We start from the raw sequence: 11,403 nt of genomic DNA, 5'->3' as shown, positions 1-11,403 counted from the left end.
TGATGAGCACGGGGTCCGGATTCGACGGCGAACCACCCGCGGGGCGCAACCCCGCCGGGCGAGGGGACGACGGCACGTTCGCCGACGTCCTCAACGGGTTCACGCTGGATTCCGGCCGTGCCCGCCGGAAGCGCAGGAAGAGCAAGGAGTCCCCGCAACCCCCGGCCGCCGGTGCGCACGCGGCCGCGGATCCGCCGGCGCCCGCGCCGTCGGCCGACCCAGGAGATCGAGTGACCTCTTTAGTCTCTCCACCCGGCAGTACCGACGGGGACAGCCCCAGACCGGGTGGCCTGTTCGACCCGGGCCCGCCCAGCGGCGAATTCGTCATGCCCGCGGTGTTCGAACAGCCACCCGCGCCCGAGGAGCTGACGGCGATCGTCCGGCCCTACGCGCTGACCGGTGGCCGCACCCGGGCCAACTACGCCCTGGAGCTGGAGACACTGATCTCCGCGAAGGACTACGCTGCCACCGGTGGCTTCCCCGAAGTGGCCGCGGAGCAGATCGAATGCATCTCGATCATGGAAGAGTGCCGGACCCCCCGTTCGGTCGCCGAGATCGTTTCGGCGCTGCGGGTGCCTTTGGGCGTGGCCCGGGTGCTGATCAGCGACGCGGCGGACGCAGGGCTGGTCACGGTGCACAAGACGATTACGGGCAATGACGGCGCCGAGGCACATCTGGTGTTGATGGAAAGGGTTTTGAGTGGACTCCGTCGGCTTTAAGGCACCGCGGGACACCGCGCCCCCGACCATGACATCCGCCAAGATCGTGGTGGCTGGCGGGTTCGGCGCGGGCAAGACGACGTTCGTCGGATCGGTGTCGGAGATCGTGCCGCTGACCACCGAGGCGATGATGACCGACGCCAGCGTGGGGGTCGACAACCTCGACCACACGCCGAACAAGTCGACGACCACGGTGGCGATGGACTTCGGCCGGGTGTCGCTGGACGCGGACCTGATCCTGTACCTGTTCGGCACGCCCGGGCAGCAGCGGTTCTGGTTCATGTGGGACGACCTGGTCCGCGGCGCCATCGGCGCGGTGGTGCTGGCCGACACGCGCCGGCTGGCCGACTCGTTCGCCCCGATCGACTTCTTCGAAGACCGGGGCCTGCCGTACATCGTCGGTGTCAACACCTTCGACGGCGTGCTGGAGCACGACATCAACGACGTTCGCGAGGCGCTGTCGATCGACCCGAACATCCCGATCGTCCGCTGCGACGCGCGGGACCGCGAGTCGACCAAGCAGACGCTGATCACGCTGGTCGAGTACGCCATGCGGCAGTGGATCGCCCTGCGGGCGGCCAAAGCGAGGTGACGCCGCGCGGGCCCGGGGCACGCCCGGGCCCGGAGGCACCGCTCACGCGCGGCGGAAGCGCAGCAGCACGACCCGGCCGTCGAACGTGCGCGACTCCGCCAGGTGCAGGCCGAGCCGCGCGGTGCCCTCGGCGAACGGCCGCTTGCCGCCGCCGAGGACGACCGGGTGCACGAACACCTGGTACTCGTCGATCAGGCCGCGCGCGGTCAGTTCGGCGGCCAGTTCCGCGCCGCCCATCAGCAGCAGGTCGTCGCCCGGCTCGGCCTTCAAGGAGGCCACCGCTTCGCCGAGGTCGCCGCCGACGATCCGGGTGTTCCAGTCGGCCTTCTCCAGCGTCCGCGAGAACACGACCTTCGGCGTCTTCCGCCAGATGGGCGCGAACGCGACGTCGTGCGGGTCGTCCGAGATCGACTCGGCGGCCGGCCAGAACCCGGCCATCATGTCCCACACCTTCCGCCCGTAGGCGAACTCGCCGCAGCGTGCGCTCACCTCCTGCGAGTAGGCGGACAGCTCGGGGCCCATGGCCGGCCAGTCGAATTCGCCGTTCGGGCCCTCGATGCAGCCGTCGAGCGAAGTGTGGACCAGGTAAACGATCTCGCGCATTTCCGTCTCCTCGTGTGTGTCCGACACGAGGAGGTCGGAGCCGCGGACGCGGACCGGACACGCTCGCCGGAGAAATCTTTCAGTACTCGTCGTGCCGGCGCCACCACGAGCCGGGTGCGTCGTCGCCGCGGCTCTCCTCTTCCCACGCCTCCTGGCGGCCCAGCGGCGTGATGTCGAGGTACCGGTGCGACGACAGGAACGCCTCGCCGCCCCGGCCGGAGGTGAAGTACGTCCGGTGGACGTCGTCGCCGTCGCGGAGGAACACGCTGACGCCGAAGCCCGTGCCGACGCCGCAGTCCTCGGTGAAGTCGCTGCCGTGCGCGGACACCCACGGCACGTCCCAGCCCATGCGCGTCTGGTACCGCTCGATCTCGGCGAGGGTGGCGGGTGCGACGACCGTGAGCGTGACGTCCCGGGCGTGCAGGTGCGCCAGGTGCGGCATGTTGTCGACGAGCAGGGAGCAGCCGGGGCAGCCCGCTTCGTCGCCCGGGTGCAGCATGAAGTGGTAGACGATCAGCTGACGGCGGCCGTCGAACAGGTCGAGCAGGCTCTTCTTGCCGTCGGCCGAGTCGAATTCGTACGGCTTCGTGAACGGCACCATCGGCAGCCGGCGGCGTTCGGCGGCGAGGTGGTCGGCCGCCTTCATGTGCTCCTTCTCCTTGACGAGCAGCGCGTCGCGCGCGGCCTGCCACGCTTCGGGCGAGACGATCTCGGGCAGGGTGTGGCGGGTCGCGGTCATCGGTCTTCCTCTCGTCGGGCGTGGATGAAGCCGGCCAGGTCGTCGAAGGCCGACGTCCAGCCGCCGTGGTGGCCGTCGCGGTCGGCGGCGGTCGGGAAGCCGGTCTGGACGAAGGTCATCTCGGTCTTGCCGTCGAGATCGGCGAAGTCGATCGTCACGAGGGTCTCGGCACGCAGGTCGCCTTCGGTGTCCCAGGTGAAGGTGAAGACCAGCCGTTCGGGGGCGTCGAGCTCGCGGTAGACGCCGTGCATCCAGTGCTCGTCACCCTCGGGGGAGCGGATGCACGCCCGCCAGGCGCCGCCGGGCCGGGTGGCGAGGGTGACGGCGGAGCCGGTGTAGCCGTGCGGCCCGAGCCAGCTCGCGAGCCGGTCCGGATCGGTCCACGCGGCGAAGACGAGCTCGCGCGGGGCGTCGAAGACGCGCGTGATGGTGAGCTCACGCATCGCCGGGACCTCCGGTCAGGGTCCGCAGGTGCTCTTCGAGGCGGTCGAACCCGTCGTCCCAGAAGCGGCGGTAGGCCGCCACCCAGCCGGCGACGTCTTCCAGGGGTTTCGCCTCCAGCCGGCAGGGGCGCCACTGGCGGGTGCGGCCGCGGGTGATCAGCCCGGCCTCTTCCAGCACCTTCAGGTGCCGGGAAACCGCGGGCAGGCTCATCGGGAACGGCTCGGCGAGTTCGCTCACCGTCGCCTCGCCGGCGGCCAGGCGCGCGAGGATGGCGCGCCGGGTCGGGTCGGCGAGCGCCGAGAACGTCCGGCTCAGCGTGTCGGTCATTTCACCATCCTGTTAATTAACGCACTCGTTAAATATAGGCCCGAGCTGGCCGTTGTCAAGTTCTCCCGGGCTGCGCTGAGAGCCGCGTCACTGGTCCTCGGGTTTCCAATAGTAGGAAGCCAAAGTATTTTGGAAGGATGAGCAGCGAGCTGTACCGCCCCGCGCACCCCGTCCGGTTCGTCACGGCGTCGAGCCTCTTCGACGGTCACGACGCGTCGATCAACATCATGCGGCGGATCCTGCAGTCGCAGGGCGCGGAGGTCGTCCACCTCGGCCACAACCGGTCGGTCGACGAGGTCGCCACCGCGGCCATCGCCGAGGACGTCCAGGGGGTCGCCATCTCGGCTTACCAGGGCGGGCACGTCGAGTACTTCTCCTACCTGGTCGAGCTGCTCCGCGAACGCGGCGCGGGCCACATCAAGGTCTTCGGCGGCGGGGGCGGGGTGATCGTGCGCGAGGAGATCGAGCTGCTGCACTCGCGCGGCGTCACCCGCATCTTCTCGCCCGAAGACGGCTACGAGATGGGCCTGCCGGGCATGATCAACATGATGATCAAGGCCTGCGACGTCGACCTCGCGGCCGAGGCGCCCTCGCTGGACAAGGTGCTCTCCGGCGACGTCGCCGCGCTCTCCCGCGTCATCACCCAGCTGCAGGCCGAGAGGCTGCCGGGCGACCTGCTGGGCGGCCTCACCGAGGCCGCCGGCCGGCGCGAGGTGCCGGTGCTCGGCATCACCGGCACCGGCGGCTCGGGCAAGTCGTCGCTCACCGACGAGCTGATCCGCCGGTTCCGCCTCGACCAGGAGGACAAGCTGCGGATCGCGGTCCTCGCGGTCGACCCGTCGCGGCGCAAGGGTGGCGGCGCGCTGCTCGGCGACCGGATCCGGATGAACTGCCTGGACGGCTCACCGGTCTACTTCCGGTCGCTGGCGACGCGCACGACGTCGGGCGAGATCCCGGCCGGGCTGCGCGAGTCGATCCTGGCCTGCAAGGCCGCCGGGTACGACTTGGTCATCGTCGAGACGCCGGGTATCGGCCAAGGTGACGCCGGGATCGTCGACTTCGTGGACGAGTCGCTGTACGTGATGACGCCGGAGTTCGGCGCCGCGTCGCAGCTGGAGAAGATCGACATGCTCGACTTCGCCGACGTCGTCGCGATCAACAAGTTCGAGCGCCGCGGCGCCGAGGACGCCCGCCGGGACGTCGCCCGTCAGCTGGTGCGCAACCGCGAGGCCTTCTCGCAGGGCCCGGACGACATGCCGGTGTACGGCACGAGCGCGGCGAAGTTCAACGACGACGGCGTCACCGCGCTGTACCAGCACCTGCGCGGGATGCTCGCCGAGCGGGGCCTCGGCGTATCCGCGGGGACGCTGCCGAAGGTCGAAGGCAAGGTTTCGACCGACGCCTCGACGATCATCCCGGGCCACCGGTCCCGGTACCTGGCCGAGATCGCCGAAACCGTGCGCGGCTACCACGCGAAGACCGAGCAGCAGGTCGCCGCGATCCGCAAGCGCGACGCGCTGGCCCTCGCCCGCGCCGAGCTGGCCGCGGTGGACGCGTCGACCGACGCGCTGGACGGGCTGCTCGCCGCCGCCGAGTCCGATGTGGACGGGGAGTCGACCCGGCTCCTCGAGCGGTTCCGCGCGCTGGCGGAGGAATACCGCCAGGACGAGCTGGTCGTGAAGATCCGCGACAAGGAGCTGCGCACGCAACTGTGGCGCGATACGTTGTCCGGCAACCGGATCCCGCGCGTCGCCCTGCCGCGGTACACCGAGTCCGGTGAGCTGCTGTCGTTCCTGCGCCGCGAGCACCTCCCGGGCTACTTCCCGTACACGGCGGGGGTTTTCCCGTTCAAGCGCGAGGGCGAAGACCCGGCGCGGATGTTCGCCGGCGAGGGCGACGCGTTCCGCACCAACCGCCGGTTCAAGCTGCTGTCGGCCGACTCGGAAGCCAAGCGGCTGTCCACGGCGTTCGACTCGGTGACGCTCTACGGGCACGACCCCGACACCCGCCCTGACATCTACGGCAAGGTCGGCACGTCGGGCGTGTCCATCGCGACGCTCGACGACATGAAGGCCCTCTACGACGGCTTCGACCTGACCGCACCGAACACCTCGGTGTCGATGACCATCAACGGCCCGGCGCCGACGATCCTCGCCTTCTTCCTCAACACCGCGATCGACCGGAAGCTCGAGGAGTTCCGCGCCGAGCACGGCCGGGAGCCGTCCGACGCCGAAGCCGCCGAGCTGCGCGAGTGGACGCTGCGCACCGTGCGCGGCACCGTCCAGGCCGACATCCTCAAGGAGGACCAGGGCCAGAACACCTGCATCTTCTCCACCGAGTTCAGCCTCCGGATGATGGCCGACATCCAGGAGTGGTTCATCGAGCACGGCGTGCGGAACTTCTACTCCGTATCGATTTCCGGCTACCACATCGCCGAGGCCGGGGCGAACCCGATCTCGCAGCTGGCCTTCACGCTGTCCAACGGCTTCACCTACGTCGAGTCGTACCTGGCGCGCGGCATGGACATCGACGACTTCGCGCCGAACCTGTCGTTCTTCTTCTCCAACGGCATGGACGCGGAGTACTCGGTGCTCGGCCGGGTGGCGCGGCGGATCTGGGCGGTGGCGATGCGCGAGCGCTACGGCGCGAACGAGCGGTCGCAGAAGCTCAAGTACCACGTGCAGACCTCCGGCCGGTCGCTGCACGCGCAGGAGATGAGCTTCAACGACATCCGCACCACGCTGCAGGCGTTGTGCGCGTTGTACGACAACGCGAACTCCCTGCACACCAACGCCTTCGACGAGGCGATCACGACGCCGTCGGAGTCGTCGGTGCGCCGCGCGATGGCCATCCAGATGATCATCAACAAGGAGTGGGGCCTGTCGAAGAACGAGAACCCCCTGCAGGGTTCGTTCGTCATCGACGAGCTGACCGACCTGGTCGAGGAGGCCGTGCTGGCCGAGTTCGATCGGATTTCCGAGCGCGGCGGCGTGCTGGGTGCGATGGAGACGGGCTACCAGCGCGGCAAGATCCAGGACGAGTCGATCCTCTACGAGCGCAAGAAGCACGACGGCTCGCTGCCGATCATCGGCGTCAACACGTTCCGCAACCCGCACGAGGGCGAATCCGACGTCGAGGTCGAGCTGGCCCGGGCGACGGAGGCCGAGAAGCAGTCGCAGCTGGACCGCCTCGCGGACTTCCAGCGCCGCCACCACGAGGAGGCCCAGCAGGCGCTGAAGGCCCTGCGCGAAGCGGCCACCCGCGGCGGCAACCTGTTCGGGGTGCTGATGGAAGCCGCGCGGGTGTGCTCACTGGGCCAGATCACGGAGGCGTTCTTCGAGGTCGGCGGGCAGTACCGCCGCAACGTCTAGGAGCGCACGGCTTTCAGCTGCCAGACCGGGACCAGGACCCGCCCGTCCGCGTCGGTGTCCAGCCCGGTCAGGTCGGCCGGGTCGGTGTCCAGCACCACCCGGACGCTCTGCCGCAGCTCTTCCGCCGTCATCGACGTCGTGTAGACGGCCGGCTCCAGGCGTTCGATCGTCCAGGCCTTGCCGACGGTCTCCCGCAGATTGGCCTCGCTGATCAGGTACGGCGCCGGGAAGCCGGCCGGGACGTCCTCCGAGAAGCAGAACAGGTGCAGCGTCGCGCCCGGCCGGGTCGCGCGGGTCAGCGCGGCCAGGTACCGACGCCGCTCGTCCTCGGCGAGGCAGTGGTAGAGCGCGCTGTCGAGGACCGTGTCGAAGCGGCCTTCGTGGCCTTCGAGCTTCGTCGCGTCGGCGACGGCGAACTCGATGTCGAGGCCCTTCGCCGCGGCGCGGGCGCGGGCCTGCTCGACCGCCGATGGCGCCCCGTCCAGGCCGGTTACGTGCAGGCCGCGCGAGGCGAGGAACGCGGAGTTGTCCCCGAGGCCGCAGCCGATGTCGAGGACGTCACCGGTGAACTCGCCGGCGTCGGCCAGCGCGACGACCGCGGGCTGCGGCGCGCCGAGGTCCCACGGCATCTTGCGCCCCATCGGCGTGGCGCCCTGGTACAGCAGCTCGAAGTCGACGTCCTGAACGTCCATGACTGCCCCCTATTCAACGTATGATGAGATAACTCCATCGTGCTGCTGTTCGTGGCCGGCTGTCAACCCACGTGATAGAGGTGGGGTATGAAATTCGGGATCTCGACGTTCGTGACCGACGAAGGCATCCGGCCCGACGTGCTGGGTGCGGCGCTGGAGGAACGCGGGTTCGACTCGCTGTTCCTCGCCGAGCACTCGCACATCCCGGTAAGCCGGGAAACCCCGTACCCGGGCGGCGGCGACCTGCCCCGCGTGTACTACCGCACGCTCGACCCGTTCGTGGCGCTCACCGCCGCAGCCGCCGCGACGTCGGAGCTGCTGCTCGGCACCGGGATCGCGCTGCTGATCCAGCGCGACCTGATCCACACGGCCAAGGAGGTCGCGTCGCTGGACCTGATTTCCGACGGGCGCGTGCTGTTCGGCGTCGGCGTCGGCTGGAACCGCGAGGAAATGCGCAACCACGGCACCGACCCGAAGACGCGCGGCGCGCTGATGGACGAGCAGCTGGCCGCGCTCAAGGAGATCTGGACGAAGGACGAGGCCGAGTTCCACGGCGAGCACGTCGATCTCGACCCGATCTTCAGCTGGCCGAAGCCGGTGCAGAAGCCGCACGTTCCGATCTACATCGGCGGCGAGAGCGAGGCGGCCCTGAACCGCCTGGCCCGCTACGGCGACGGCTGGCTGCTCCGGGGCTACACGAAGTACCAGGAGGCGCAGCGCGTCCGCCGCTGGCTGGCCGACCAGGGCCGGGAGGACGTCCAGTTCGCGGTCTTCGGCGGGCCGACGACGCCGAAGGTGATCGACGGCTTCCGCGAGGCCGGCGTCGAGCGGTACACGTTCCTGCTGGACACGCTGCCGGAGTCCGAGACGCTCAAGGTGCTCGACGAGCTGGCCGAGGTGGCCGCGGCGCACCGCTGACCGGCCAGGGGCCCAGGTCCGGGAGGGTGCCGGCCGGAACATGGCCGCGCGTCCACCCGGGCAGGGGCGACGGCTCGCGGACCTGCGCGGCCCCCGCCGCCGGGATCACTTGTCGAGCAGCAGGTGCACCGACAGTTCGAGGCGGTTCGCGACATCGGCCGCCGAGGCGCGGCGGGTCACCCAGGCCACCAGGTTCGCCATCCAGACGTCCGCGACGACGTGGAAGATGTCGCGGTCGGCTTCGGTCGGCTCGGCGATGCCCATCGCCTTGGCGAACATGTTCTCCATCAGCCGTCCGACCTGCTCGACCTCGGCGGCCGCGGAGGTGTCGGCGAACATGAACGCGCGCACCATGGCCTCGGTCAGGTGCGGGTCGCGCTGCATCAGGCGGGTGTTGCGGCCGAGCACGAACATCAGCCGCTCGGCGGGTGTCTCGCCGGGGATGGCCTGGCGCTCCAGCTTCTCCTGCGCGCGCTCGAACTCGCGGGCCAGTCCGGAGACGAGCAGGTGGATCTTCGAGGGGAAGTACCGGTACAGCGTGCCGAGGGCGACGTCGGCCTTCTCGGCGACGGCGCGCATCTGCACGGCGTCGTAGCCGCCCTTCGAGGCGAGTGCGAGGGTGGCGTCGATGATCCGGCGGCGGCGGTCGCGCTGGGCGGCCGAGCCGAGTTCGTCCGCGCCGATCGCGCTCAGGCCGTTGCCGCGGGCCTTGGTCTTGCCTGGCATCGGCATTCCCCCGTCCTTCGGAACTTGTTCCAGTTCACGACGTAGATTACCGGTCCTGGCGAACCGTGTGGCAACTGACCCACTGGCCGAAAAACTATAACACGTTCTACACTCGCGAGTAGTGTCCCATCGCCGCGAGGAGGCCCCATGCCGGTCGCGCTCACCGAGGAACAGTCCGCGCTGGCCGCGGCGATCCACGCCTGGTCCGCGGCGCACCACCCGCGTGGGGCGGTGCGCGCGGCGGAGACCGGGACCGGCGCGGGAATCCCCGCCGGCTTCGCCGGGCTCGGCCTGTTCGGCGTCGCGCTGCCCGCGGCGGCCGGTGGGGCCGACGGCAGCGTCGCCGACCTCGCCGCCGGGCTCGCGGCGGCGGCGGAGGACCTCGTTCCCGGGCCGGTGCTCGGCACCGCGCTCGCCGGGCTCCTGCTGGCCGAAGTCCCCGAGGCGAAGGAGCTGCTCCCGGCCCTCGCCGAGGGGGAGGCCACGGTCGCGGTCCTGCTGGACGCGCCGTCGCTCGCCGACGGCGTCACCGGCCCGGTGCCCGGGGCGGCTGCCGGGACCTGGCTGCTGGTGCCGGCCGACGGCGGCCACGTCCTGCTCGCGCCGGGCACGGCCGGGGTGACCGTCGAGCCGCTGACGCCGTTCGACTTCTCGCGCCCGCTGGCGCGCATCCGCTTCTCGGGCGTCCGTGCCGACCTGCTCACCTTGCCGCCGGTGGCCCCGGCGGCGGCGACCCTGGCCGCGGCCGAAGCGGCGGGCGTGGCGCGGCGGTGCCTGACCGTCGCCGTCGAGTACGCCAAGGTCCGCGAGCAGTTCGGCAAGCCCATCGGGGCGTTCCAGGCGATCAAGCACCTGTGCGCCGAAATGCTGTGCCGCGCGGAATCCGCCGAAGCGCTGGCCTGGGACGCGGCCTCCGGGCAGCATCCGCTCTCGGTGGCGAGCGCGGCCGTCGTCGCCCTCGACGCGGCCGTCGCCAACGCCAAGGACTGCATCCAGGTCCTCGGCGGGATCGGGTTCACCTGGGAGCACGACGCGCACCTGTACCTGCGCCGGGCGGTGGCCCTGCGGCAGTGGCTCGGCGGGTCGTGGCGGCGGTGGGCGGCTTCGCTGGCGCTGTCCGGGACCGAACGCACCCTCGCCGTCGACGTCGGTGACGATCCTTCGCTGCGGGAGGAGGTCGCGCGGATCGCCGCGCTGCCCCCGGGTGACCAACGGGTCGCCTTGGCTGACGCCGGGCTGCTGACCCCGCACTGGCCGGCACCGTTCGGCCGCGGCGCCGATGCCGCGGAGCAGCTGCGGATCGACGCCGCGTTGGGCGCCGCGGGCGTCCGCCGCCCGGACCTGGTGATCGGCGCGTGGGCGGTGCCGACGATCCTCGAGCACGGCAGCGACGAGCAGCGCGCCCGGTTCGCCAAGCCGACCCTGCGGGGCGAAATCACGTGGTGCCAGCTGTTCAGCGAGCCCGGCGCGGGGTCCGACCTGGCGGCGTTGCGGACGGCGGCCCGGCGCGTCGACGGCGGCTGGCGGTTGTCCGGGCAGAAGGTGTGGACCTCGCTCGCCCGCGAAGCCGACTGGGGCATCTGCCTGGCCCGCACCGATCCGGCCGCGCCGAAGCACAAGGGCATCACCTACTTCCTGGTCGACATGCGTGCCGAGGGCATCACGACGCGGCCGCTGCGCGAGATCACCGGCGAGGCGGTGTTCAACGAGGTGTTCCTCGACGACGTCTTCGTGCCGGACGCCGACGTCGTGGGCGAACCCGGCGGCGGCTGGCGGCTGGCGCGGACGACCCTGGCCAACGAGCGGGTGGCCATCGGCAGCGGTTCGGCGGTCGGCGAGAGCGTGCAGTCCCTGGTGTCCACACTGGACGCTTCGGAGCTGGACGACGTCGCGCTGGACCGGCTCGGTTCGCTGGTGGCCGACGGGGTCGCGGGTTCCGTGCTGGATCTGCGGGCGGCCCTTCGCCGGCTGGAGGGCCAGGACCCGGGTGCGGAGTCGAGCGTCCGGAAACTGCTCGGCGTGCAGCACCGGCAGGACGTGGCGGAGTTCGCGCTGGAGCTGGCCGGCTCGGCCGCGTTGGTGGCGGACGGCCGGGCCCAGCACGAATTCCTGCTGACCCGCTGTCTCTCGATCGCGGGCGGCACGACGCAGGTCCTGCGCTCCCTCACGGCGGAACGCCTGCTGGGCCTGCCCCGCGCCTGACGGCCCTCGGCGCGCGGGTGGGTTGCGTCGTGCAACGGCGCGAAAGGACCGTTCGTGCCGCCGAGGGCAA

The 11,403-nt window shown here is 70.8% G+C and carries 11 protein-coding genes; 5 read left to right on the top strand and 6 right to left on the bottom strand.

The window, feature by feature from the left end; genetic code table 11:
- Window positions 1–2: 2 nt before the first annotated feature.
- On the top strand, window positions 3–719 hold the full coding sequence (locus tag AB0M80_RS16710) for a DUF742 domain-containing protein (protein ID WP_364564951.1): 717 nt from the start codon (window positions 3–5) through the stop codon (window positions 717–719).
- A 28-nt stretch (window positions 720–747) separates the two neighbouring features.
- Window positions 748–1,311 carry an ATP/GTP-binding protein gene (locus tag AB0M80_RS16705; protein ID WP_364564949.1) on the top strand — a complete coding sequence of 188 codons (564 nt, stop codon included), beginning with the start codon at window positions 748–750 and terminating at the stop codon, window positions 1,309–1,311.
- Window positions 1,312–1,353: 42 nt separating this feature from the next.
- Here the strand turns inward: AB0M80_RS16705 and AB0M80_RS16700 are convergent, their stop codons facing one another.
- From AB0M80_RS16700 to AB0M80_RS16685, 4 genes are all read right to left on the bottom strand, one after another.
- Window positions 1,354–1,914: a dihydrofolate reductase family protein gene (locus tag AB0M80_RS16700; RefSeq protein ID WP_364564947.1), complete on the bottom strand. Its 561-nt coding sequence runs from the start codon at window positions 1,912–1,914 to the stop codon at window positions 1,354–1,356.
- A 79-nt stretch (window positions 1,915–1,993) separates the two neighbouring features.
- Entirely contained in the window at window positions 1,994–2,653 is a 660-nt protein-coding gene (locus AB0M80_RS16695) for a DUF899 domain-containing protein (protein WP_364564944.1), read from the bottom strand.
- Window positions 2,650–3,096: an SRPBCC domain-containing protein gene (locus AB0M80_RS16690; RefSeq protein WP_364564942.1), complete on the bottom strand. Its 447-nt coding sequence runs from the start codon at window positions 3,094–3,096 to the stop codon at window positions 2,650–2,652. The genes AB0M80_RS16695 and AB0M80_RS16690 overlap by 4 nt, the downstream gene beginning before the upstream one ends.
- Entirely contained in the window at window positions 3,089–3,424 is a 336-nt protein-coding gene (locus tag AB0M80_RS16685; RefSeq protein ID WP_364564939.1) for a metalloregulator ArsR/SmtB family transcription factor, read from the bottom strand. The genes AB0M80_RS16690 and AB0M80_RS16685 overlap by 8 nt, the downstream gene beginning before the upstream one ends.
- Before the next feature lie 137 nt (window positions 3,425–3,561).
- On the opposite strand from AB0M80_RS16685, the gene icmF reads away from it, so the two are divergent.
- The gene (gene icmF / locus AB0M80_RS16680) at window positions 3,562–6,795 is read left to right on the top strand and encodes a fused isobutyryl-CoA mutase/GTPase IcmF (protein WP_364564937.1); all 3,234 of its coding nucleotides are present in this window, start codon (window positions 3,562–3,564) and stop codon (window positions 6,793–6,795) included.
- On the opposite strand, the gene AB0M80_RS16675 is transcribed toward icmF, so the two are convergent.
- Window positions 6,792–7,487 carry a class I SAM-dependent methyltransferase gene (locus tag AB0M80_RS16675; protein WP_364564935.1) on the bottom strand — a complete coding sequence of 232 codons (696 nt, stop codon included), beginning with the start codon at window positions 7,485–7,487 and terminating at the stop codon, window positions 6,792–6,794. The genes icmF and AB0M80_RS16675 overlap by 4 nt on opposite strands.
- An 87-nt stretch (window positions 7,488–7,574) precedes the next feature.
- On the opposite strand from AB0M80_RS16675, the gene AB0M80_RS16670 reads away from it, so the two are divergent.
- Entirely contained in the window at window positions 7,575–8,405 is an 831-nt protein-coding gene (locus tag AB0M80_RS16670) for an LLM class F420-dependent oxidoreductase (RefSeq protein WP_364564933.1), read from the top strand.
- Between the two features lie 105 nt (window positions 8,406–8,510).
- On the opposite strand, the gene kstR is transcribed toward AB0M80_RS16670, so the two are convergent.
- Window positions 8,511–9,137, bottom strand: a complete 627-nt coding sequence (gene kstR, locus AB0M80_RS16665) for a cholesterol catabolism transcriptional regulator KstR (RefSeq protein WP_360180369.1) — start codon at window positions 9,135–9,137, stop codon at window positions 8,511–8,513.
- A gap of 141 nt (window positions 9,138–9,278) precedes the next feature.
- On the opposite strand from kstR, the gene AB0M80_RS16660 reads away from it, so the two are divergent.
- Complete coding sequence (locus AB0M80_RS16660; protein ID WP_364564931.1) at window positions 9,279–11,333, top strand: acyl-CoA dehydrogenase family protein; 2,055 nt, start codon at window positions 9,279–9,281, stop codon at window positions 11,331–11,333.
- Window positions 11,334–11,403 lie beyond the last annotated feature (70 nt).

It is taken from the genome of Amycolatopsis sp. NPDC051045, assembly GCF_040682955.1.
In the GTDB taxonomy this organism is placed as follows: domain Bacteria; phylum Actinomycetota; class Actinomycetes; order Mycobacteriales; family Pseudonocardiaceae; genus Amycolatopsis.
The sequence above is the reverse complement of the archived record's forward strand: the minus strand, read 5'-3'. Positions and strand labels throughout refer to the sequence as shown.

Excerpts from the sequence above, each read along its gene's own strand:
- AB0M80_RS16710 (WP_364564951.1), top strand. The coding sequence starts at position 3 with ATGAGCACGGGGTCCGGATTCGACGGCGAACCACCCGCGGGGCGCAAC.
- AB0M80_RS16705 (WP_364564949.1), top strand. The coding sequence starts at position 748 with ATGACATCCGCCAAGATCGTGGTGGCTGGCGGGTTCGGCGCGGGCAAG.
- AB0M80_RS16700 (WP_364564947.1), bottom strand. The coding sequence starts at position 1,914 with ATGCGCGAGATCGTTTACCTGGTCCACACTTCGCTCGACGGCTGCATC.
- AB0M80_RS16695 (WP_364564944.1), bottom strand. The coding sequence starts at position 2,653 with ATGACCGCGACCCGCCACACCCTGCCCGAGATCGTCTCGCCCGAAGCG.
- AB0M80_RS16690 (WP_364564942.1), bottom strand. The coding sequence starts at position 3,096 with ATGCGTGAGCTCACCATCACGCGCGTCTTCGACGCCCCGCGCGAGCTC.
- AB0M80_RS16685 (WP_364564939.1), bottom strand. The coding sequence starts at position 3,424 with ATGACCGACACGCTGAGCCGGACGTTCTCGGCGCTCGCCGACCCGACC.
- icmF (WP_364564937.1), top strand. The coding sequence starts at position 3,562 with ATGAGCAGCGAGCTGTACCGCCCCGCGCACCCCGTCCGGTTCGTCACG.
- AB0M80_RS16675 (WP_364564935.1), bottom strand. The coding sequence starts at position 7,487 with ATGGACGTTCAGGACGTCGACTTCGAGCTGCTGTACCAGGGCGCCACG.
- AB0M80_RS16670 (WP_364564933.1), top strand. The coding sequence starts at position 7,575 with ATGAAATTCGGGATCTCGACGTTCGTGACCGACGAAGGCATCCGGCCC.
- kstR (WP_360180369.1), bottom strand. The coding sequence starts at position 9,137 with ATGCCGATGCCAGGCAAGACCAAGGCCCGCGGCAACGGCCTGAGCGCG.
- AB0M80_RS16660 (WP_364564931.1), top strand. The coding sequence starts at position 9,279 with ATGCCGGTCGCGCTCACCGAGGAACAGTCCGCGCTGGCCGCGGCGATC.